This is a genomic window from Psychrobacillus sp. PGGUH221, from assembly GCF_042055255.1.
In the GTDB taxonomy this organism is placed as follows: Bacteria; Bacillota; Bacilli; order Bacillales_A; family Planococcaceae; genus Psychrobacillus.
The window spans coordinates 780,253-803,352 of record NZ_JAQMHQ010000001.1; the positions used below are offsets into that span (position 1 = coordinate 780,253).

Genomic DNA, 23,100 nt, shown 5'->3' on the forward strand with positions numbered 1-23,100 from the left:
TAATTTCCTCTCTTATTATTTAATGACTGTTATTATTCTTTCCAACTTTTTTTAATAAATCGATCAATACAACCTTTTCTTCTTTCGTTATTCCTGAAAAGATTTCTTCAATTACGGATACATGCTTTGGAAAGATCTCATCCATAAATTGTTTACCAACTTCCGTAATTTGAATATAGACAACACGTCGGTCTTCTTTACAATTTAATCGCTCTAAAAAACCCTTTGTTTCTAATTTATCGATTACGTAAGTGATGGAACCCGAATTAATAAGCACTGAATCTGAAATTTGTCGTACCGTTTGTTTTCCTTTATTATATAGGGCTTCTAACACCGTGAATTCAGATGTATGCATTTCATAGCTACTAATGTCTTTTTTCGTCCGATCTTGCACAGATTTAGATGCTTTCATCAAAACAACAAACGATTTTAACGATAAATTCTCACCCATATCTTTTCCACTCCTTCCACTTTACTTTGAATTCGTTTATCTTGAATTAAAGATATTATATGCCTTTTTTATTTTGTTGTCAAACAATAAGGAACCTCATTCCCCTGTCCTTTAGACAATGAAATGAGGTCTAATTTTTATAACCCTAAATTTTTTGCAATGATTACCTTCATAATTTCGTTAGTACCTGCGTAAATAGAGGCGACAGGTATATCACGATATCTTCTTGCTATTTTGTATTCTTCCATATAGCCATAGCCTCCATGTAATTGCATGCACTCTACGGAAATTTCACGAGCCGTTTCAGTCAACCAATACTTAGCCATTGACACCTTTGTCACGACGTCTTTTCCAGCAAGATGGTCCTCAATTAGTGACTCTAGGAATGATTTCCCTAGCTCTATTTTTGTCGCCATCTCCGCTAGTTTAAATTGTGTATTTTGAAAGGATGACACAGCCTTACCAAATGCTTTACGAGATTTCACATATTCCATAGTTATTTCAAACATATCCTCGGAAGCAATTTGTGCTGCAATAGCGACTACTAGCCTTTCTTGTTGTAGTTTTTCCATCAAATAACTAAAGCCATGCCCTTCTTCTCCAATTAAATTACCAATTGGTACTCGACAATCCTCGAAATATAATTCGGCAGTGTCTTGTGCGTGAAGTCCTACTTTATCGAGTTTTCGACCTTTTGTAAAACCGGGAGTTCCTTCTTCTACCATGAGCAGACTTATACCTTTATGTTTTGGTTCTGCTTTTGGATTTGTTTTAACAACAACCAAAAATAAACTTCCGTTAATACCATTTGTGATAAACGTTTTTTGACCATTCAACACATAGTGCTCATCATCCAAAATAGCAGTCGTTTGAACATTAGCAAGGTCAGATCCGGTTCCTGGCTCGGTCATTGCGATGGCTGTAATCGAATCACCTGATATACAATTGGGGAGCCAACGCTGCTTTTGTTCCTTTGATCCAAAAGACTCAATATATGGAACGACGATATCATTATGTAGACCGACTCCTACTAAACTAGTCCCTACTCTCTCTAACTCCTCAGAAATAATTACACTATAACTAAAATCTAGCCCTAGTCCTCCAAATTCCTCTTCCACTTGGGGGCAGAGAAATCCCATCTCTCCTAGCCTCTTCCAAAAAGAAATAGGAATCGCTTTTTCTTTCTCCCAAGTGTCGTAAAAGGGGACAGCCTCTTTTTGAAGGAATTTCCGAAGCGATTGACGAAATATTTCATGGTCTTCCGTTTCAAAACGATATCTTGCCAATTTCAATCCCCCTTATTCTATCCGTTCAATAATAGTTGCATTGGCCATTCCCATGCCTTCACAAATGGCTAGAAGCCCATAACGACCACCAGTACGTTCTAATCTATGCAAAATGGTTACTAAAAGCTTCGCTCCTGTTGCTCCCAATGGATGTCCGAGTGCGATTGCTCCTCCATCTGGATTTAATTTTTTTGGATCCGCCCCTGTCTCTTTCAACCAAACAAGTGGAACTTGGGCAAATGCCTCATTTACCTCATATGTGTCTATGTCGCCAATCGTCAGTCCAGCCTTTAACAAAGCTTTTTTAGTAGCTTCAATTGGACCCGTTAGCATTAGCGTAGGATCTGATCCTGTTACACTTCTAGCAACAATGCGTGCTTTTGGTCTTAGGCTGAGTTGGTTTGCCCTTTCTTGAGACATAAGTAAAACAGCAGAAGCACCATCACTCATTTGACTCGCATTCCCTGCAGTAATTACGCCTTCCTCATCAAATACCGTTTTTAATTGATTTAGTACTTCTGGCGTTGAACCATCCCTTGGCCCTTCATCAATATCAACTATTTTGACGCTACCATCTTCTTGAAGTATTTCAATCGGCACGATTTCTTTTTTAAAGTGACCATTCTTAATTGCTTCTAATGCTTTTTTATGACTATCAGAAGAATATTGATCCAGCTCATTCCGTGTTAAATTCCACTTCTTTACCATTCTTTCTGAAGATAATCCTTGATTGATAATTTCATATTTTTCGGTTAGTTTAGAACTCGGTTTAGTATCTCCAATATTTGAAAACATAGGCTCCCGCGTCATACTTTCTACGCCTCCAGCAATCACAATGTCCATATCACCAGATGCGATTGCTTGTGAAGCAAAATGAACCGCTTGCTGACTAGAGCCGCATTGTCTATCGATTGTTACACCCGGCACGTGAATTGGAAATCCTGCAATCAACGCTGCAGTTCTTGCAATATTACCACCTTGTTCTCCTGATTGGGTGACACATCCTAAGATTACATCCTCCACTTCCGCCTTATCTAAACCTATACGTGTTACAAGCTCATCTAGAACAACTGCTGCAAGTTCGTCCGATCTATAATTAGCATAAACCCCTTTTCTACGCCCTACCGCTGTTCGGATCCCATCTACTATCACGACTTCCCTCATTATTCTGTCCACCCCTCTTTGTAAGTAACCTTCCAAACTAGTACTTATCTCGGTGACATTCTAATCCCACCATCAAGACGAATCACCTCACCATTAATATACTCATTTTCGATGATGAACTTCACTAGTGATGCATACTCATCTGGTCGTCCTAACCGTTTTGGAAACTCGACCATCGACTCTAATTTTTCGACTACTTTATCTGGTAAAGACGCTGCCATTGGTGTGCGGAATAATCCTGGAGCAATCGTGTTTATTCTTATTCCATAAGAAGACAAATCACGTGCAATAGGTAATGTCATTCCAGCTACTCCTGCCTTACTTGCACCATAAGCCGCTTGCCCCATTTGACCATCAAAAGCTGCAACAGATGCAGTATTAATAATGATTCCACGTTCTCCCCCATCAGTTAGAGGCTCGTTTTTAGTCATTTCTGCTGCAGCTAGCCTTAAAACATTAAAAGTACCTATTAAGTTAATATCAATTACTTGCTTAAAATTTTCTAGAGGCATTGCACCTGACCGCCCAATTGTTTTTTGTGGCGTTCCAACCCCCGCACAATTAATACAAATGTGAATAGATCCGTGTCGTTCGATTGTTTGTTGAATGGCTGACTGCACTGATTCTGGATCGGACACATTTACAATGAAATAAAATACGTTTTGGCCCAGCTCATCACATACTTTTTTTGCATTGATTTCATTTATATCAAATATTACAACCTTTGCTCCTTGCTCTACTAAACTTGTAACTGTTCCTAGCCCTAAACCAGATGCACCACCAGTTACGACCGCTATTTTCCCTTTAATATTCATATTCATCACCCCAGAAAATTTTTTATAAGACGGATATTCCTAATTAAAAGCTTGTAAGTAAACTATAACTCTTTTTATGTTATATTTCTAATTATTCTAATAATTATAGAGAGATTAATCTATGAAATGGCACTGAAATTTATTACGGATGATTTTTCACTTTGTAAGATGCAACTTAGAGCGTACCAAGCGGCTGGAAGGACGTGAATACCAGTGTATTTTCTTGATAAAGAATAAAGTAGAATTCTATTAATATATTGTCAATCTATTATTTTGAATGCAGATGTAGAATTCCTTCTTTGATAAAATTGTTTCTACGGCCTGAGGAGGCTCAGAGTGAGGCAAGCGCCTCCGCTCCACTATCACCAGAACAATAAAATACAAAAAATGCCAAGTTGAATAGTAAACTCAACTTGGCATTTTTTAGGTATTTTATTTAAATTAGCGAATTGTTTTTAAAGCGCCGCCCCATGCAAGAACTTCATCAAGCATTTGGTTTGCATTTGCTGCATGGTATTCAGCTGGTTTGAAAACGCTCATGTTTTCAAAATCAGACATAAGTGAGAATGTCACTGCAGTACGAACGTCCGCTACAGAAAGTTCTCCTAAGATTAAACGAAGATTTTCATGTGCACGTGTACCACCTAAGCTACCGTAACCTACCATACCAGCTACTTTATTTGCAACTTCAGGTTTAAGGTAATCAAGTGCATTTTTAAGAGCTCCACCAATTGCATGATTATACTCAGGTGCTACAAAAATGAAACCATCAAATGAAGCCATTTTGTCAGACCAAGATTTAATTGCTGTATTAGCAGCATCTTGTCTATCTGCAGGAAGTTCTTCCCCTAAGAATGGTAATTTGTAATCTACAAGATCTACTAACTCATAATCTGCATCGTTGCGTTTTGTAGCAAAGTCATACATCCATTTAGAAACTGCTTCCGCATTACGTCCTTGACGTACACTACCAACTACGATACCAATTCTTAATTTTTCTGCTGTCATTACTATTTCCTCCTCTTTGGTTCTACCAAATAATTTGTCTATAAAACCCATAACCTAATCACTACCTCTACTTTGAATTAATATATCTCATTATGACATATTTTGAATTCAAAATAACTATAAATTATAATATTGAAAGTGTCAATTCTTCTGCCTACTCTACAAATTTTTCTCTCAAGACACTTTTTAAACGTCTTACTCTGAGTATGTACCTCCAGAAATAGCGAGGAATATCAGGAAATATCTAAGTTTAAAGGTATAAATCATTATGGAATAGTTGCCAATAAAAAAACCTCACTAATAGTGAGGTTTTTATGTGGTCTGCGCTAGCTTTGTTAAATAATAGGTCTCTTCTCTCGCCATATGATCAGCCATGAGCGGCGTAAAAGTTCCAAGCGCTTCTTTTTTTATTCTCATTTCTTCTAATTCCTTTAGAAACATCTTAAATATTTTCATTTCTAATCCTACATCATCGTGGAATTTATCTAAGGCTGGAAACTTTTCAATATTGGTACGTAAATAACCAGCAAATTCAACTGCTTTCAAATAGAAGTCTTCCCATTCCTTCATAAATTGTTGACCTTTTTCTTTTAGCTTTTTCTCTACACTGTCCAAGTTTGCATCAATTGCACCTGCATGACCGGCAGCATCTAATAGCCATAGTAAATCATGGTGCAGTGGATGTAAAATAGGAACGTTCTCACCCTTTTCTAAGTAGGAAAACACACGTATCGCTTCTTCTACTTCATTGACCATATGATTGATGAAAGTTGGTGGCAAAGCGATTTTAATATTACCAACTAAGTGTTCTTTTAATAAATATAATTTAAATGCACGTATTTTTTCACTTGATGTTTTCGCCTTAGCCGCCAAAGATATTAATTCCTGTTTCGATAAGGATTGTTTGGAAGTAGTAAGTAACTGGCTAAATCTTTTAATAAATGAACTTGCAGCATCAATTTTTTCCTTCTCACTTGGAGCCAATGAATCATGAATAAATCTTCCGTGGTCCTCCAACACTTTCAACCAGAAATGAAGCTCATACAGCGCTGACTCTTCGAATGTTTTTCCCAGCAAAAACCCTCCCCCTATTTTACACTCTTACTATATATGCTGATGCCCAGTATAAATTACTAGAAGTTATTGCCATTGCCTAATATATAAATGTAATATATTTGTAGAGGTGAGTTTTTTGGAATTAATATTAATTATTTTACCGGTATTTTTAATATTTTTTATTGGCTATATGGGACAAAGATTAATTGGCTTTGACATTAAATCTATATCCAGTGCCGCACTTTATTTGATGTCCCCATTCTTAGCTTTTCGGACATTTTATACGAATGAATTGACGATAGACTATTTTTATATTGTACTAGCTTGTTTATTGCTTACTTTTACACTATTGCTTGTTTCCTGGATAACTGCTCGCATAATGAAGACTACTCGTCCTCAATATGCAGCAATCATACTCGGAGCAGTGTTTCCAAACAGCGGTAATTACGGGGCACCAGTTGTACTTTTTGCTTTAGGTGCCGTGGGGTTTGATTATGCCGTTGTTATTATGGTTTTACATGGCCTAATCATAAATACGTTTGGAATCTTTTTTGCTTCTCTTGGAGGAGAAGAAAAAGCTACTTGGAAGCAGTCTGTTCATAAAGTAATACGTATGCCAGTTATTTACACAGCTGTTGCAGGTATTGTTTTACAATTAACGTCCATTACGATACCTCAAGTAATAATGGAAGGAATCAGCCTTGTAGCAGATGCTTCTATCCCAACTGTTATGCTTGTTCTTGGAATGCAGCTGGCAGTTATTTCTCGTAAAAAAGTAGCTTATCGTTTTGTTTCAGCTGTAACAGTTATACGAATGGTTGTATCACCTCTACTTGCAGTTGTAATTGTTTATTTCATGCCACTTAATGATCTGATTAAAACAGTGTTTATCATACAAGCGGCAATGCCAACTGCAGCGAATACAACACTTCTTGCGCTCCAATTTGGCACTGAACCAGATCTCGTTTCTTTCACTACCTTTGTTACGACATTAATAAGTATAATCAGCATCCCACTCGTTCTATTTTTTTTAGGGGTATAAATTACATTTTGAGAAAAGGGTTTTGTTCATGAATAGTGTTCCACCTATTACATTACTAATAATCGCTACTCTACTATGGGGAGGGAATTTCGCATATGGACGAGCTGTTGCGGATGAATTACCTCCCTTTACATTTGCTTTTATAAGATGGTGCTTAGCATTTATTATCTTTTTACCAATTGTTTGGAAACCTCTGAAAAAGGAATGGAGGCTAATAAAGAGATATTGGCTAATTGTATTAGCAATGTCTTTAACGGGAATTGTTGGTTTTACTGCACTTGTTTACTTAGCTTTGCACTATACAACGTCTATTAATGCATCCCTAGTAAATACATCAACGCCCATCCTTATCTATATCATATCTTTTGTTTTTTTTAAGGAGAGACTAAATAAAAATCAATTACTGGGTACCTTTATTTCTTTGGTAGGACTGTTATGTATCATCTCCAAAGGTTCTTTTCAGAGTTTCCTTGAGTTGTCCTTTAATAGAGGAGACTTGTTAGTAGTTACCGCGGTTATTTGCTGGAGTATTTACTCCACTTTAGTAAAACAATATGCACAAAAGCTTCCTGTTCACTCTACATTTCTAGTAACTATTTTAGTGGGAATCATTATTCTTTTTCCTTTTTTCCTATATGAAACATGGAATCCAGCCATTAATGTAATCTGGTCTATTAAATCTATTTCTGCTATTTTCTATACAGGGATTTTTGCCTCCATCGTCGCCTTCCTCTCATGGAACACAGGAGTAGTGAAAATAGGAGCGAATAAAGCCGGCATTTATTTGAATTTAATACCTGTTTTTGCTACAGTATTCGCCGTTTTATTCATTGAGGAATCTATTCAATTGTTTCATATAGTTGGAGGATTTTTCACCATATTGGGTGTTTACCTAACTAGTAAGAAGGGATAATTCCCTTCTTTTTTTTTGATGTTGTCCATTACGAATCAGACGAGCCTTTCCATACATAGGATGAACGGAAGGAGTGATGTCATTTGGACCGTTCAATGTTCCGAGGTAGTTATAAGCCTTATGTATCGCCAAGAGATCCCTGTCCACCTATGTTAGTAAAGAAATTTGTTTTACCTCCACAAGTTTATACAAACTTTCAACAACCTGGTCTCCCTCAATTTTCTCCTGAGGAAGCGCTCATGCATGGGTCCCTCTGGCCTGCATTTGTCGATGGATTTTTTCGGGAGGAGGGAATTTCATGAATGTGTATGACGATGAGTGGAACTTGTTGAAAAAAGTGCAGCAACTGGATTTTGTCGTAGTGGAACTAACCTTGTATACCGATACACATCCAGATGATGAGGACGCACGAAATCAGTGGAGAGACGCAATAAAGGAAGCAGCTAGAGTTCGTAGACACTATGAGAGTAGATACGGACCACTTTCATTAACATCGGTCCCTTCCAAACAAGCAATAGAAGTCGGTTGGCAATGGAATTCACCTCCATGGCCATGGCAACGATGAGAAAGGGGAAACGCCATGTGGGTTTATGAAAAAAAACTGCTTTATCCAGTGGAAGTAACTACATGTAATCCTATGCTTGCTAGGTATTTAATGGAGCAATATGGTGGTGCTGATGGAGAACTCGCTGCCGCTCTACGATATATGAATCAACGGTACACGGTTCCAGATAAAGTAATTGGCCTTCTTACGGATATTTCAACAGAAGAATTTTCTCACCTGGAAATGCTAGCAACGATGATTTATAAATTAACGAAAGACGCGACACCAGAGCAACTAGAAAAAGCTGGTCTTGGCGCCCACTTTGTTAATCATGGCCATGCACTATTTTATGAAAATGCGGGAGGAGTGCCATTTAGAACGGAATATATCCAGGCAAAAGGAGATCCAATTGCAGATTTATATGAAGACATTGCAGCGGAGGAAAAAGCACGCGCAACCTATCAATGGTTAATCGATATCTCCGATGACCCTGGCGTTAGTGATGCTTTAAGATTCTTAAGAGAAAGAGAAAATATTCACTCTCTCCGCTTCCGGGAAGCAGTAGAGATGATAAAAGACGAAAGAGACCGCAAAAAAGTATTCTAAATTGCTACAGGAGTATTGCAGGTGCCTGGCACCCGTAATACTCCTGTAATACCCCTAACTATATGAATAGATATTGTTTTCCTCATAAGATTCTACGCAATTTCTTCCTTTGTTTTTGGCAGTGTATAAAGCCATATCTGCCTGCCGAATTAGGTCTGAAAGAGAATAACGATCCTCCCCCTCTTCAACAATAGCATTAGAGACTCCAAAGCTTGAAGTTACCATAATTTTTTCACCATTAAAAATCGTATAGCTTTCCTCTACTGCCGCTCGAATGCTTTTAGCACGAGCACTAGCTTCTGTTAAAGAAGTTTTTGGCATACATATGATAAATTCTTCTCCACCATAACGGCCCATAAATTCTGTATTATGTAATTCTTCTTGGACAGTCTTGGTAACTTGCGTTAATACTAAATCCCCCGCTTCATGTCCAAATGTATCATTAATTTTTTTAAAGTAATCGATATCAAACATGATTACCGAGATACTACCACCATTCAGTATTAGATGGTCCATAATCATTTCCGATTTTCTCATAAAAAAAGTTCGATTCAATACTTGAGTCAAGCCATCCAAACTAGCTAGCTTCTTTAGTTTGTCCTGCATATTCACTCTCTCTGTCACATCAATAAAGGTAATAATTTTCCCAACATGTAATCCATTTTTATTCAGAATCGGAGAAAAGTTTACGCGGTAATGTAAAACTATCTCGTCTGAATACATCGTATAGTCGCTCTCCTGCTCTACCTTTATTTTTTCTGAAAGGCTTGATTTATTTCCTAAAATCTCATTAATTGTTTTACCTATTTGCTGCTCGCTCAATGCAGGAATAATAGTTAGCGCCGCTTGATTGAAGTCAACAATTACTTGGTTTTGATTAATAACAATAACTCCTTCCTTCATACTTTCAAATACACTATCTCTGGCAATTGGGGCTACATTGAACATTTTCAAGGAAATAAGAGCCACACCATGAAAGAGAAAGGTGATACTTAAAGAGACAGGTCCTAAATCGATACCTTTGCTCCACCCATTTAAATAAAAATAGTTCGCTATGATAGGAGTAAGTAGTCCCGCAACCATCAATAAAATCTGCATTCGGAACATATATAAGGCTTTTCTAAATTGTCTAAGTAATAAAACGATAGATATGATTAAGCACAAGAAAACAAAGATAGAGTGAACATAAAACCATGGACCCCAATCAAGTTTTAGTATAGGAGAGGTAATAGTATTCTCTAAATTTAGGGATGTGTAGTATAGATGATGTAGATTATTTGTCTGCATCATGAATATAGTCGTGAAAGGAATAAGAAACAGAACATAGTATACCCAGTGCTTAAGCTTATGCCCTACATACTCCACACACATCAATAGGACAAACACAGGGATAAAAGGCATAGCAAGATACTCGACACTAAGCCAAAACTTCATTTGTTGTAAAGTGGAGCTTGCTAATTCAAAAGCGTAGGCGAAAGTGAAAACTGATGACAAAAAAGTAACTATAACATATGACTTGGCACCCGGAGCATCCTTAATTTTTATTTGCACGTATAAGCTTAAAAACAAACTGAGCGTGCCAGCCATTATAACGATGAATATGTATGTCAAAATGATAGCTCCATTTCCATTTAATTCATTTTGTTGAATTTATTATATAGCAGAAAATCACCTCCTGCCTAGAAAATTTTATCAACACAAAAGTGTTACTGGTGCCAGGCACCCGTAACACTTTTGAAACATCCATAAAAAATCACTTGGTAGTTTGAGGTTGCTGCTACCAAGTGCTTTGTGTTTTATTTTTTATCTTTTTCAAACAATACGATTAATGCCGGCAGTAGTATTCCTCGAATTAAGAAAGTATCGAGTATGATTCCAACTGCTACGATAAAGCCAAATACAAATAGTAATTGTATAGGTTGTGTCATTAACACGGCGAAAGTTGCTGCGAGGAGGATACCCGCGGAAGAAATAACTCCTCCAGTATGAGAAACTGCTATTTGTACCGCTTTTTTAACCGAGTGTTTTTCCCTTTCTTCCATAAATCTAGAAATTAGAATGATATTATAATCAATTCCTAATGCTACAAGGAATACAAACGAATAAAGAGGAACTCGGTTACTAATTGTATCAATGTCAAAGAAAAGGTTTGTCAAGAACATACCTAGACCAAGTGCTGCCAAAAATGATAATAAGATAGTTCCCATCATGTAAATAGGCATTTTAATGGATTTTGTTAACAAGATCAATAAAACAAAAATCAAAAGTGTTTCTAACAATACGATGACGATTAAATCTCGATTGTTGATTGAGCGGTCATCCACTTGGGATGCTGTTTCACCTGCAAAATAAATATCACCTTGAACGTTGCTATCGCTAACAATGCTCTCTGCGTACCCTATCATCTGTTCCAATGCATCCATTGATTCCGAAGAATATGGATTTTCTTTAAAAGTTAATTGAAATTGCGCTGCAAGCCCATCTTCGGAAATTCCTGATGCACGTACACTACTTACTAAGTTCTGCTTTGAAAGCTGTTTTATTAAATTTGCCTGCATTTCCCCTGTTATTTCATTTTCAGATTCAAATAGTACTGTCGTTGGTGCGAGATCTCCTTTTTCAAATTGTTCTTCAATAATTTCATACCCTTCACGTGAAGCCATATCACTTGGGAAAGACTTCATCGTATCAAACTCATATTTTAAATTAAACAAGTTCAATGAAGAAATTACTAAAATAGCAAGAATGGAAAGAGCTGCTACAACTGGCTTATTTACAACAAATGAACCGATTTTATTCCATAAAGAGTTTGCTTTTACTTCTTCCTCCCCAAACTTTGGAATCTTCGGCCAGAAAGATTTTCTTCCGAAAAGCGTGAAAAGTGCTGGAATCAATGTAACAGATGCAATCATAATGACGAACATCGTAGTCCCAAATATCGGTGCAAAGTTTTTGTAATCCCCAAATTCAGCAAAGAACAAAACAAGCATTGCTGCAAGAACAGTTCCCCCAGCGAAGGATACTGGAATACCAGTTTCACGCATCGCCCATTTCATCGCATCGAACTTACTTTCATAGTTTTTTAATTCTTCGCGGTATCTTGAGAACACGAATAATGAGTAATCGATTGTCGCAGCAAACAATAAAATAGACATAATAGAAGTTGATTGGCTAGCAAGATCTAACCCTGCTTTTCCAAACAAACCAAGGATTTGATTTACTACTTCGTACACAAATGCTGCGGCTAGTAATGGAATTAAAGCAAGCAATGGCGAACGATAAATAATAATTAGTAGAACCAGTATTATTCCTACAGTAGCCAGTAGTAAAACAATATCTGCACGTTCAAATAGCTTTGTTGTATCTACTGCAATTCCAGCGGGTCCTGTCATATAAACAGTAGAGCCTGTTTCTTTTGCTACTATTGTTTTCACTTCTTCTAAACTTTTTTCAAGATCTGAGATTTGCAAAGAAGTAATAAAACTAAGCGGAATGACTGCTGTTTCTTTATCCTCTGAGAAAAATCCTGCAAGTGCTTGAGGAGGTAAGCTACTAAATGGAATGACTTCCTTTAGCCCGTTAATATCAGAAGCACTTACCTTATCTAAAGCTACTCCTATTGCATCTATATTTAATTCAGCCTCTTCCGATTGCAAAACGAGAATAGCTGGAAGACTTTCTGCATCTTTAAAATGCTCATCCATATTTTTTTGCGCAATGACAGATTTAGCATCCTCCGGTAATGATGCGACACTGGAGACTTTGTACTCGCTTGCACTCGGAGCCAATACTGCAAGCAATACAGTTATAACTAGCCAACTTCCGAGGGTAATCCACATTCCTTTTTTACTAGATACAAAATCTGTTATGTGTCGTAAAACGGTCTTCATTTAATCACTCTCCAGTATTTTTTTAGTGACACTAGTGTCACTTTTGATAAAAAAATATCTGTCTCTTACAATACTTCATAAGTGACAGATATGTCAATTACTCTTTACTGAACATTCCATGACTTAATATTTCTTTTATGGATGCAATCCATTCATCTTGTGGGATGGCAAAATGGTTCGGAATTGCAATTGTTTGAAAGATCATTCCCAACATAACCGCTGTAGGAATATGACTTTTTATCTTATTTTCTTTTCGTCCTAACTCGATAAACCCTTGGAATTGCTTATACATATCCACATGATATTCACTTAATTTGGATTTGTTATCTTCTACTCTTTTTGTTGTGTTAGAAGGTATTTGATGAATTATTTCCAACACTTGATGGATATTATTATGTTCAAATATGAAATCAATTAATAAATTAAATTGACTTTGGAAATCTCCTGTTTTGTCTAGCGCATTAAACTCAAGTAGGAAACGATTCATTTCGTACATAAGAAATTCCGATATTAGTTCGTCTTTATTTTCGTAATACTTATATATACTACCTCTTGAAACATTTAAGACCGCCGCTAATCGACTAAATGTAAATGCTTCGTATCCATCGTGGATAATCATAGATTTTGTAGCATTAAATAATTCTTCATCTGTAAACTTCCGATCTCTTCCCAACGCACTCACCTCGTTCATAACTCAAGTATAGTATACCAAGACTAAACCGAAAACTAATCCATCCAAATAAAAAAATTACAGTAGTGTTACTGGTGCCAGGCACCAGTAACACTACTGTAACATTATCTCGTGATTTTAATCGTTATTATTTGAAGTTTGTGATGGCTGTTGCGAATTGGTCGATGACAGGTATTGTGCTCGTCTTTGTGTCTTCGGTTAGTATTGTAAAGATCAACGTTTCACCATTTTGGGTCTTTGCATAGCCGGCAAGTGATTTAATATTTTCGAGGCTTCCTGTTTTTGCCATTATATTCCCTTTTGCAGGGAATCCTTTCAATCGATTTCGAAGTGTTCCCCCAATAAATCGATCTGATGATCCCGCTATTGGAAGGCTCTTTATATATGTGTTATACCAAGGTTCAGAACGTACAACATAAAGTAATTGAGATAATTGTTCGGAAGTAATTTTATTGGAATAAGACATGCCTGACGCATCCTCGAATTTCCACTGTCTACCATCGAGACCGATAGAACTTGCGTAATCACGCATAACTTTTAGACCTGCATCCCAACTACCTACCCCGTATTTTACTTTCCCCATCTCTTTGGCTAACATTTCCGCATGTGTATTATTACTTAACTTCATAAATGGAATGATTAATTCTTTTAATGGCATCGATTTTCTTGATACGAGCGCTTTAGCATTTTTTGGCGCCTTTCCTTGGGCTACTTTGGAGGTAGATACAAATGTAATACCTTTTGCTTTTAATGAACTTTTAAAAACATCCAATGTATATAAGGCTGGATTTGTCACTGAAATCCATTCTTTTTTCCCAGAAGTGCCTACTGGTGAATTCCCTGTAATAATTACCTTATTAGAACCGACTTGACGAGTAATTTTCAGTGTATTTTTATACCCCTTCGGAACTGTTTTTGATCTATTGACTACTTGTAGCACACTTGTTACAGGAGATAATGTTACTTTCGTAGCTTTACCATTCACTCCCGGCTTCGCTTCCACTATGACTGATCCTGCATCAAAATCTCCATTTGGTGAAAGCGTTAAAGCCGAAATCGGAGCTGCATAATAATAGGGCTCGTCCTCTGCTAAAATTCCTGCAGATAATCGAACAGAATCAAACCAAGTATCATCACCAATTAAATTACCCGAAACTTTTTTAATCCCTTGTTTCGCTAATCCATCTGCAAATTTATCAAGATGTGTTTTTAATAAAGTCGGATCTCCTTGACCTCGTAAATACAAGTTGCCATTTAACGTTCCCTTTTTTACGGTACCATCAGTTAAAACTGCTGTAGAAAAACGATAATTTTCACCTAGCGTATCTAGTGCAGCTGCACCAGTTAACAATTTCAACGAGGAGGCTGGTGTTATTCCTTTGTCCGGATTATGATGATAAATCACTTCTCCAGTGGAAGCTTCTCTTACTGTCACACTGGTATTTGCGTTTTTCATCCTACTATCTAACATAATATTATTAAGTGTACTTGTTAATTTTGAATAAGTAGTAGCAGCTTCAACGCTAGAATTATCTGTTACTGGAATAATTACTGATCCAGCTATCATAAAAACAGCAACGACACTAACTAAGAATTTTCGCCAAATATTCACCTTATACCTCCCAAATTTTAATATGAAATGCGCTTTAGCGTGTAACTTTGAAAGAGTTTGTTCAACCCAATTAACTATTCAGCTGTGCTTCTTGCACCCACTGAATAAGGCTCAAAATGATATAACTATTCTAACACCAAATTATCAGATAATACCTTATTTTTTTCAAAATAGACAAAATACGGCATATTTTCCTAGTAGACAATTACTCCACGCTTGTATATACTCTAATTAACTACTTTGCAAAACAAGGTAGTTAATTTTTAACTAGCTATTATGTTTTACAAGATAGCTTTATGGAGGCTCACCTATGTCAATTAGAAGTCAACTCTTGAAAGGAATTCTAGATGGATGCGTACTTGCTGTAATAGAGAAGGAAGCTGTTTATGGATATGAACTATCCCGAAAACTGCAAGAAATCGGTTTATCGGATGTTAGTGAAGGTACAATTTACCCTGTTTTATTAAGACTTCAAAAAAACAAACTTATTATAGGTGAGATGAGACCTTCCGATTTTGGTCCAAATCGAAAGTATTACTCTTTAACAGCAGCAGGCAAAGAAGCTCTTGAAATCATTTCAGAGGAATGGAATCAATTATCAGTACCGATTAACACCCTATTGTCAAAAGGAGGAAATACGAATGAAAGCAAGTGAATTAATAGAGCAAAACAATCAAAAAAGAGAATTGCTGACAGAAGATAACGAAAAATATTATTCCGGAATGCTTCTTTATATACGCACTAAACTAAGTCTATCTGAACAACAATCGGAAGAAGTACTAATGGAGATGTTAGATCATTTAATAGAAGGTCAACAAGATGGCAAAACAGCGAGAGAAATATTTGGCGATGACCCGAGAGGTTATGCAGACGAAATAATTAACCATTTACCAAAGGAAGAAAGAAAAAGCACGTCTAAATTTCTTAGCCGAATAGGAGTGAATTTGCTTGGATGGTTTTTAGTCATCCGAAGCGTTGCAACTCTATTAGTAGGGCAAGAGAGTGTTTCTAGAGTTTATATTGTCCCCTCTCTTCTAATTTTCTTATTAATTGCACTATTGATTGCTATTGGAGTAAAAGTAATTTTTGGTTTAATTCATAAAACAGCTTTCGATCAAAATTCAAGTGATAAGAAAATGATGTTGCAAGCAGGTTTATATGGTGCTGGAAGCTTCTTATTTATTTTTATAGCTAGCTATTTTATCAAGGATTTCGGTCCTTCCTTTGTGCTTCCATGGACTGTTTCACTTGGAATTGGTGCAATTTTATTGCTAACTTCATGGTTAATGAAAAAAGCAGGCAATTAAAAATCGCTGCTCAAAATCTTTGAGCAGCCTTAGTCTTATGTTGCTCTCTATCTAAAGGAGAAAGCGCCTTTGTTTTGTCGATGTAAATAAATGCATCATACCGTTCCCCTATTTTGGATGGTACGTAATTGGCATATGCTTCATAATCCGGATTATATTCAACCCCTATTGCTCGATGACCTATCCAATCATTAAATAAAGACCTGTTTTCTTCATTAAAAATCAATATCTTATCAAATGCTCCTGCGTTATGCAATGCATCTTCCCAAGAGTCTTTTCGTGCTGGTGGAACATCCATAATTTTATAAGGAAGTCCCCATTCATCTGCTGCAATAACAGTTCCTCTATGAGTACCAAAACCTACTGCAAAAACGTTTTCCTTTCTATTTTGCAGGCGGAGGAGCTGTCCGACATTGATCATATCGGAATCTTTCATGTCCGTAGCAGATGCATCTCCGATATGGGTATTATGCTCCCAGACGATTATTTTTGCATCTTTCCCATGATAGTCCATTATTTCATTGATTGACTCGACCATATGCTCATCACGAACATTCCATGACAATTCATCACTACGAACCATTGCGCGATAGTATTCCTCCGCATTTTTAGCAACCATTGCATTTATTTTTAAATTTAAGTCAGACTCTACTTCATCCTTATAATTGTCCTCATGAGCACGTATGGAAGAAACTAATTTGGCAACTTCCTCTATACATGCATCCGAAATATTTAAAGATGAAAATGCATAGGTTTCGGGATGGCGATTAAAGGGTTGGAAACATGAGAGTGCTTTTTTGGCAAATGCTAAATCCGTTCCTTCGGGATTCGTTTGACTTAAATACTTCACTACTTCATCTAATGACTCCCACAAACTATATATATCAATTCCATAAAAACCAACCTTATGCTCTTTTTGCTCGTTGTACACCTTTAACCAACTAACAAATTCAGCAGTTTCTTCATTTGCCCACATCCAAGTTGGCCAGCGTTCAAATGCCTGAAGAGCTTCCATTACATTACTCGGTTCCTTCGTATAGCCCTTTATAAACCTATTTATACGCTGAGTGGATGGCCAATTTCCTTCAATTGCAATCAAAGAGAACCCTTTCTCTTCTAATAATCGTTTAGTCAATTCAGCCCGGACGGTATAAAATTCTGATGTACCGTGACTAGCTTCCCCTAGAAGGACTATTTTCGCATCACCAATGGCATCAATTATTGGTGTTAAATCGTTTTTTGTTTCATAACGCAATGCATATTTTTTTATAGATTCTTCAAGAGAAACCAACGAATTCACTCCCTTCTATTAAAGCTTGAGTCATTTCACCTATTTTCATTCATAACTATCCGTACCGTATTCTTATTGACTTGCATATGCTGATTTTAGTGTTTGAATCCAATCTTGCCGTAGGAGGTACAATGATAAAGCGACTTCTTTTTGTAATTTTAGCTTTTATTCCTATATTTGTTCTAAGTGCGTGTGGTGACCCTGTTCAAGATGATCTACTTCACTATATAAACAATGAAATAAAGGCATTAGAAGAACTAGAGACTGAAGCTATCTCAGAATATGAAAGTGTCATTGGTGAAAATTTTGTGAATGATGAAACAACATACGTCCATATACAAGATGTTGTCATACCGAAATACAGAAAGCTTATTGAAGAATTAGAAGAAATTAGACCAGAGACTAAAGAAGTGAGAGAGATACATGAACTTTATATAGACGCAAGCAACACACAATTTAATGGTATAGTAACCGTTTTAGCCGCAATTGAAGCCCAAGATTACGATAAAATCAACGAAGCCAACCAAATGCTTAATGAAGGAAGAGCATTAATGCGCCAAGCTTTAAATGAAATAGAAGATTTGGCAAAAGAACATAATGTAACTTTGACTGAATAAAATTTAACTAGGGGAAAGATTATTCTAATCCATCCCCTTTCCTTATTTCAAACAAGAAAAAGCCAACACAACAGGAATTCTTAATCTTCTTTTAAATTCCTCTTCGTTGCTAAAATGTTCAATCTTTGGTTCACCTTCTCGTAAGTCGACTATTTGAAAGCCAGCTCTAACTAACGCTTGAAAGTATTGCTCAATTGTTCGGTGAAATTTGATAACCACTTCATCCATCCATGGTTCTTTTCGTTCCCCCACGATAAAATAGTCATCCACAATCCAGTTCTCCCGTCTATCTCCTACCTTTTTACTTTCAAAGGATGACGTGGTAAGTGGATGTTGAACGCTAAACACAAACTTTCCATTCTCTTTCAATGCATGATGCACGTTATTAAACAGTTTTTGAATATTATCTACATAATGTATGGCAAATCTTGAAGTTACTAGATCATATTCATTTAGTGGATAATGAAAAGACTCCATTGATTCCAAATGGATTTCCCCATTCATGCCTGAAATTTGTTGAATAGCAGTTGCCGCCATTTGTTTGGAACCTTCTAAGCCAGTGTATTGCTTTGCTCCATTTTCCAATAGTTCTTTTCCAAACCTAGCATCTCCACAACCTAGGTCAAGTACCGTTCTATTAGTAAAATCTCCAATTAGATCATATATAATTGGTCCTTCAATCGCGTTATTGGGACTGTCCTTTCTACCTCTTCTTTTCAAATAGTTTGAGAAGAATTCCGATTGATCGTAAGCACTAGAGCCTCGATAGTTCATTATATTCCCTCATTTCTTCTATATAAATCCTTTGACTTATAACCTTCCCCAAGGATTTTCTCCATTTCAAGCAGTCTTTTTTCTTGTGTTTCTTTACGCTTTGCACTATAAACATAACGAGCCCAATCCTTTTGATAACCAGGTTTTAATTGATTATAAAAATCGAGTAATTTCTCATTCCTCTCTAAATACTTTATAATATATTTAACATTCTGAATATAATCGTCTACACATTGACTGTTTGGGGTTGTAGTACTTTTTTTCTTTTTCTTTGGCACTGATTTTAAACCTACAACAGTAAATGTTTCGTTCATACTGACCATTCTTGAAAATTTCAAATCACTACCTGTAACGTATCCATCCTCATCTGGTGAAATCGAATTGATCATATCGTCACGATCAATATATTCCCTATACGTCGGATTATTCTTTTTGGGATAAGCAAAGAATAAGTAGCCATTATTCTCAATTAACTTCTTTTCTACCATTACATTTAAATAGTTCGTATAATCCTCTAAGTTATAAACAAATACAAATACAAAATCATATTTACTTTCTTTTATAGAGGTATCAAAGTCAATTTCATCAAAATCCTTCATACCTGTTGGCAAATGGAGGATTAATTTATTTAAGTATTTTCTTACGTTCAATTTTTCTACAATTGATTTAGTCGGCATATAACTACTCCTATTACGAAAAAAGTCTTGCACTCTTTTAAGAATAACAATGCCCAAAATTTTTTACAAAGACTAAAGCATGGTAGGATAAAATTAACGACCTTTATCGAAAGAACAGGTGACCTATGAAGACAATTATAAACAAACTCCTAAAAAAACAATGGATCATATGGATCGGGCTACTTCTATTAATCCTGTTTTTTATATTAAATAAAGATTTAATCTCATTGCTCTTAGATGGAGATGTCGAAGGTATTCGCAGCTTCTTAAATAAAAATTTAGGATTTGCCCTATTCTTCCTATTCATCGTTATGCTCATACAAAACTCTTTTACAGTATTCCCCTTAGTCCTTGTCATTACAATAAATATTACTTTATTTGGATTTATGAAGGGTTTTTTATGGAGCTGGTTTACAAGTGTCGTTGCCTCAGTAATTGTCTATTGCTCTGTTCGCTATATTTTCCAAGATATAATTATGAAAAAATTTAATCCGAAGTTAATTGAAAAAGTTGACGCAAATGGTTTTACATATGTATTCCAAGCAAGAATTTTCCCCTTCGTTCCAACAAGTATCATAAATATTTTAGCAGGGCTGAGTACTATACGGTTATTCCCATATTTATTAGCAACCTCCATTGGAAATTTTCTTTACTTCTTCGTTTTAGCTTTAATACCTGCGGGGATATTGTCTGCAGAATGGGATGAATATGTCATTTGGATCGTTATTTTAGCTGCGATTGCGCTATATTATTTCATTAAAATAGTTCGAAATAAAAGAAAAGCAGTTTCTTTAGAAAAGGATAATATCGATTAACTTCATCCATATTACAATTGTATGTTTTCATAGCAAAACAGATATTTTGAATTCGAGACATCGAAGCGTTATACTAAATTTGTACAGAAAATATCAAAATTTCATTTGAGGAGGAACATTAAATGGCAACAGAAAGTAAAGTAATTATTGTTACAGGTGGCGGTAGTGGAATTGGACGAGAATCAGCGTACAAATTGTCAGAAGCAGGTAACACAATTGTAATTGCTGATTTTAATGAAGCTGGTGCAAAAGAAACAGTGGCTCAAATTGAAAAAAGTGGTGGTAAAGCTACATCCTACAAACTAGATGTTTCGAAAGCCGAAGAAGTAGAAGCGCTAATCAATTTCACAGTAGAGACATACGGTACATTAAATGGAATATTTAACAACGCAGGTATTGGTTTAGTAAAACCATTTTTAGAAATGGACCCTGCATCTTATCATAAAGTAATAGATGTCGATCAACATAGCGTATATTATGGTATGTACTATGCAGCGAAAAAAATGGTAGAAATCGGTGCAAAAGGAGTATTTGTTAACACTGCTTCTATTTATGGTACAATGGCTGCTAAAGGTAGTTTCAACTATAATGCTGCAAAAGCGGCAGTAGTGATGATGTCTAAATCAGCAGCTTTAGAACTAGCTGAATATGGTATCCGTGTAAACGGAGTTGCACCTGGATTTATCGACACTCCTATTCTTGGCGAAGATAAAGAAATGAAAGACTATTTAGCTGCGCAACATATGCACAATCGATTAATTAAACCACAACAAGTAGCAGAAGTTGTTGCCTTCTTGTTTTCTGATGCAGCAAGCGCGATTAACGGTCAAACAGTTCCTGTGGACGATGGATTCTTAAGCTTTAAATAAAATTAGTAGGTTGAAGATACTTGTATTAGACGAGCACGCAATGAAGAACGAAAGCACTTGTCAATAGTCTGAGGTTGTCCTATAAAAGGACAACCTTTTTTATACATATAGATATAAAAAAGGAGCAAATACATTTGAAGCTTGCAATCATAACAGATGTTCATGGCAATGAAATGGCATTAAAGGAAGTTCTAAAAGAAATTGACCTAAATGGAGATATAGAAGAAATTTGGTGTCTTGGAGATATGATTGCAATGGGGCCAGAAACAAACGAAGTATTAGATTTACTGTTTGCTCGTAACGATGTTCGTATGATTACTGGAAACCATGATGAAGCTATTTTGTCCCTATTGGCTGGTGAAGGTCATCCAGAAAGTTATAAACATACACGTGAACATCACGAGTGGATTGCAAACCAATTATCTTCTTACCATATCGAAAAGCTAAACCAACTTCCCCGAATAATAGAAAAAGAAATTAATGGCATCAAGGTCATTGGTATTCATTATCATATTGAATTTAATAAGCAACACGCACGTATTAAAGATGACCCTTTTTACAGTATATTAGAGCCAAACTTAGAGAATATGGAGAAGATGTACGAAAATTATCCAGCTGATATTATTTGTTTTGGCCACCATCATCCAGAACATTTTTTTCAAAATGAACGCCAAATCTATTTAAATCCTGGGGCACTTGGGGTTTCAAAAGGAAATACTGCTCCTTATGCAATAATTGATTTCACTGACAGTAAACCTACTGTTCGAATTCATAAAGCAACTTATGATAAAGAAGCGTTTATTACAAAGTTTAAAACACTAAAAGTTCCTCAAAGAGAGATACTGTTTAAGCTTTTTTACTTAGAAAACTAGATTATGATTTCTCTCTTTGTCCTCGAATTTTTCTCGAGTCTTCAACGAGTTCAAAGATGAAACAACATGTGCCTATAAAACACCCAATTGAAAAACAAAAACGAAGTAGTTCCCAACCCCTCCTTTTATCTCTACATATGCTATTTTGAAGAATAAAAAGGAGGAAAATTGAATGTTTGGGAAGTTTCGAAGAGGACGAATGCAACAAGGCTATCCTTGGATGCAAGGCCAGTATGGTCAGCAAGGGTATCCATGGATGCAGGGTCAGTATGACCAGCAAGGTTACCCTTGGGGGCAAGGCCAGTATGATCAGCAAGGTTATCCTATGGGGCATGGCCAGTATGGTCAGCAAGGTTATCCTATGGGGCATGGCCAGTATGATCAGCAAGGGTATCCTATGGGGCAAGGCCAGTATGATCAGCAAGGTTATCCTATGGGGCATGGCCAGTATGATCAGCAAGGTTATCCTATGGGGCAAGGCCAGTATGATCAGCAAGGTTATCCTATGGGGCGAGGCCAGTATGATCAGCAAGGTTATCCTATGGGGCAAGGTCAACAAGATCAGCAAGGGTATCCTTGGGGGCAAGGTCAACAAGATCAGCAGGGTTACCCTTGGGAGCAAAGTCCTCAGAATCAGCAAGTTCAGACTGATTGGCCATACGGGTATAGGATGCCGGACTGATCCTCCACTTGTTTATCAGAGAGACATTTTATTCATATAAGTACAGATAGATAACATCTTTTTGAAATCCTTTTTACAATTAGGTACAGTTCTATCACTATTATGAGGAGTTCATTTT

General features: G+C 36.4%; 25 protein-coding genes. 12 read left to right on the top strand and 13 right to left on the bottom strand.

Annotated elements, in window-relative coordinates:
* Positions 1-19: 19 nt before the first annotated feature.
* The 6 genes from PGC35_RS03625 to PGC35_RS03650 form a co-directional block, all read right to left on the bottom strand.
* Complete coding sequence (locus tag PGC35_RS03625) at positions 20-451, bottom strand: MarR family winged helix-turn-helix transcriptional regulator (protein ID WP_375218214.1); 432 nt, start codon at positions 449-451, stop codon at positions 20-22.
* A 137-nt stretch (positions 452-588) separates the two neighbouring features.
* A complete protein-coding gene (locus PGC35_RS03630; protein WP_375218215.1) occupies positions 589-1,737 on the bottom strand; it encodes an acyl-CoA dehydrogenase family protein in 1,149 nt (382 codons plus the stop codon).
* Between the two features lie 12 nt (positions 1,738-1,749).
* Complete coding sequence (locus PGC35_RS03635) at positions 1,750-2,901, bottom strand: thiolase family protein (protein ID WP_375218216.1); 1,152 nt, start codon at positions 2,899-2,901, stop codon at positions 1,750-1,752.
* 44 nt (positions 2,902-2,945) lie between these two features.
* The gene (locus tag PGC35_RS03640) at positions 2,946-3,716 is read right to left on the bottom strand and encodes a 3-hydroxyacyl-CoA dehydrogenase (protein WP_056828263.1); all 771 of its coding nucleotides are present in this window, start codon (positions 3,714-3,716) and stop codon (positions 2,946-2,948) included.
* 441 nt (positions 3,717-4,157) lie between these two features.
* A complete protein-coding gene (locus tag PGC35_RS03645) occupies positions 4,158-4,724 on the bottom strand; it encodes an NADPH-dependent FMN reductase (protein WP_056828265.1) in 567 nt (188 codons plus the stop codon).
* Between the two features lie 312 nt (positions 4,725-5,036).
* Positions 5,037-5,798, bottom strand: a complete 762-nt coding sequence (locus PGC35_RS03650) for a DUF2935 domain-containing protein (protein WP_375218275.1) — start codon at positions 5,796-5,798, stop codon at positions 5,037-5,039.
* Between the two features lie 109 nt (positions 5,799-5,907).
* Between PGC35_RS03650 and PGC35_RS03655 the strand changes: the two genes are divergently transcribed.
* From PGC35_RS03655 to PGC35_RS03675, 5 genes are all read left to right on the top strand, one after another.
* Positions 5,908-6,822, top strand: a complete 915-nt coding sequence (locus PGC35_RS03655; RefSeq protein ID WP_331457245.1) for an AEC family transporter — start codon at positions 5,908-5,910, stop codon at positions 6,820-6,822.
* Between the two features lie 28 nt (positions 6,823-6,850).
* A complete protein-coding gene (locus PGC35_RS03660; protein ID WP_275790466.1) occupies positions 6,851-7,735 on the top strand; it encodes a DMT family transporter in 885 nt (294 codons plus the stop codon).
* A gap of 95 nt (positions 7,736-7,830) precedes the next feature.
* The gene (locus PGC35_RS03665; RefSeq protein WP_053592203.1) at positions 7,831-8,037 is read left to right on the top strand and encodes a spore coat associated protein CotJA; all 207 of its coding nucleotides are present in this window, start codon (positions 7,831-7,833) and stop codon (positions 8,035-8,037) included.
* Complete coding sequence (locus PGC35_RS03670) at positions 8,034-8,300, top strand: spore coat protein CotJB (RefSeq protein ID WP_375218217.1); 267 nt, start codon at positions 8,034-8,036, stop codon at positions 8,298-8,300. The genes PGC35_RS03665 and PGC35_RS03670 overlap by 4 nt, the downstream gene beginning before the upstream one ends.
* A 15-nt stretch (positions 8,301-8,315) precedes the next feature.
* A complete protein-coding gene (locus PGC35_RS03675) occupies positions 8,316-8,885 on the top strand; it encodes a manganese catalase family protein (RefSeq protein ID WP_053590660.1) in 570 nt (189 codons plus the stop codon).
* A 54-nt stretch (positions 8,886-8,939) separates the two neighbouring features.
* Here the strand turns inward: PGC35_RS03675 and PGC35_RS03680 are convergent, their stop codons facing one another.
* The 4 genes from PGC35_RS03680 to dacB all read right to left on the bottom strand — a co-directional run bounded on the left by PGC35_RS03680 (position 8,940) and on the right by dacB (position 15,078).
* Complete coding sequence (locus PGC35_RS03680) at positions 8,940-10,496, bottom strand: histidine kinase N-terminal 7TM domain-containing diguanylate cyclase (RefSeq protein WP_375218218.1); 1,557 nt, start codon at positions 10,494-10,496, stop codon at positions 8,940-8,942.
* 185 nt (positions 10,497-10,681) lie between these two features.
* The gene (locus PGC35_RS03685) at positions 10,682-12,775 is read right to left on the bottom strand and encodes an MMPL family transporter (RefSeq protein WP_375218219.1); all 2,094 of its coding nucleotides are present in this window, start codon (positions 12,773-12,775) and stop codon (positions 10,682-10,684) included.
* Positions 12,776-12,872: 97 nt separating this feature from the next.
* Positions 12,873-13,448 (bottom strand): TetR/AcrR family transcriptional regulator, encoded by a 576-nt coding sequence (locus tag PGC35_RS03690; RefSeq protein WP_053590662.1) that lies wholly within the window; start codon positions 13,446-13,448, stop codon positions 12,873-12,875.
* A 145-nt stretch (positions 13,449-13,593) separates the two neighbouring features.
* On the bottom strand, positions 13,594-15,078 hold the full coding sequence (dacB, locus tag PGC35_RS03695) for a D-alanyl-D-alanine carboxypeptidase/D-alanyl-D-alanine endopeptidase (RefSeq protein WP_375218220.1): 1,485 nt from the start codon (positions 15,076-15,078) through the stop codon (positions 13,594-13,596).
* Positions 15,079-15,388: 310 nt separating this feature from the next.
* On the opposite strand from dacB, the gene PGC35_RS03700 reads away from it, so the two are divergent.
* Complete coding sequence (locus PGC35_RS03700; protein ID WP_275788295.1) at positions 15,389-15,733, top strand: PadR family transcriptional regulator; 345 nt, start codon at positions 15,389-15,391, stop codon at positions 15,731-15,733.
* Positions 15,720-16,385, top strand: a complete 666-nt coding sequence (locus PGC35_RS03705; protein ID WP_375218221.1) for a DUF1129 family protein — start codon at positions 15,720-15,722, stop codon at positions 16,383-16,385. Before PGC35_RS03700 ends, PGC35_RS03705 begins: the two co-directional genes overlap by 14 nt.
* Positions 16,386-16,395: 10 nt before the next feature.
* Here the strand turns inward: PGC35_RS03705 and PGC35_RS03710 are convergent, their stop codons facing one another.
* Positions 16,396-17,676, bottom strand: a complete 1,281-nt coding sequence (locus tag PGC35_RS03710) for an erythromycin esterase family protein (RefSeq protein WP_375218222.1) — start codon at positions 17,674-17,676, stop codon at positions 16,396-16,398.
* 131 nt (positions 17,677-17,807) lie between these two features.
* On the opposite strand from PGC35_RS03710, the gene PGC35_RS03715 reads away from it, so the two are divergent.
* Positions 17,808-18,293, top strand: a complete 486-nt coding sequence (locus PGC35_RS03715) for a hypothetical protein (RefSeq protein ID WP_375218223.1) — start codon at positions 17,808-17,810, stop codon at positions 18,291-18,293.
* A 42-nt stretch (positions 18,294-18,335) separates the two neighbouring features.
* Here PGC35_RS03715 and PGC35_RS03720 read toward each other — a convergent pair whose 3' ends face one another.
* Positions 18,336-19,067 carry a class I SAM-dependent methyltransferase gene (locus PGC35_RS03720; protein ID WP_375218224.1) on the bottom strand — a complete coding sequence of 244 codons (732 nt, stop codon included), beginning with the start codon at positions 19,065-19,067 and terminating at the stop codon, positions 18,336-18,338.
* On the bottom strand, positions 19,067-19,744 hold the full coding sequence (locus PGC35_RS03725) for a YdeI/OmpD-associated family protein (protein WP_375218225.1): 678 nt from the start codon (positions 19,742-19,744) through the stop codon (positions 19,067-19,069). The genes PGC35_RS03720 and PGC35_RS03725 overlap by 1 nt, the downstream gene beginning before the upstream one ends.
* Positions 19,745-19,869: 125 nt before the next feature.
* On the opposite strand from PGC35_RS03725, the gene PGC35_RS03730 reads away from it, so the two are divergent.
* The 4 genes from PGC35_RS03730 (at position 19,870) to PGC35_RS03745 (ending at position 22,982) form a co-directional block, all read left to right on the top strand.
* Positions 19,870-20,559 carry a TVP38/TMEM64 family protein gene (locus PGC35_RS03730; RefSeq protein ID WP_375218226.1) on the top strand — a complete coding sequence of 230 codons (690 nt, stop codon included), beginning with the start codon at positions 19,870-19,872 and terminating at the stop codon, positions 20,557-20,559.
* Positions 20,560-20,681: 122 nt separating this feature from the next.
* Complete coding sequence (locus tag PGC35_RS03735; RefSeq protein WP_056828435.1) at positions 20,682-21,428, top strand: SDR family NAD(P)-dependent oxidoreductase; 747 nt, start codon at positions 20,682-20,684, stop codon at positions 21,426-21,428.
* Positions 21,429-21,562: 134 nt separating this feature from the next.
* Complete coding sequence (locus tag PGC35_RS03740; protein ID WP_375218227.1) at positions 21,563-22,300, top strand: metallophosphoesterase family protein; 738 nt, start codon at positions 21,563-21,565, stop codon at positions 22,298-22,300.
* 325 nt (positions 22,301-22,625) lie between these two features.
* Positions 22,626-22,982, top strand: coding sequence for a hypothetical protein (locus PGC35_RS03745; protein ID WP_375218228.1), 357 nt, complete (start codon positions 22,626-22,628; stop codon positions 22,980-22,982).
* Positions 22,983-23,100 lie beyond the last annotated feature (118 nt).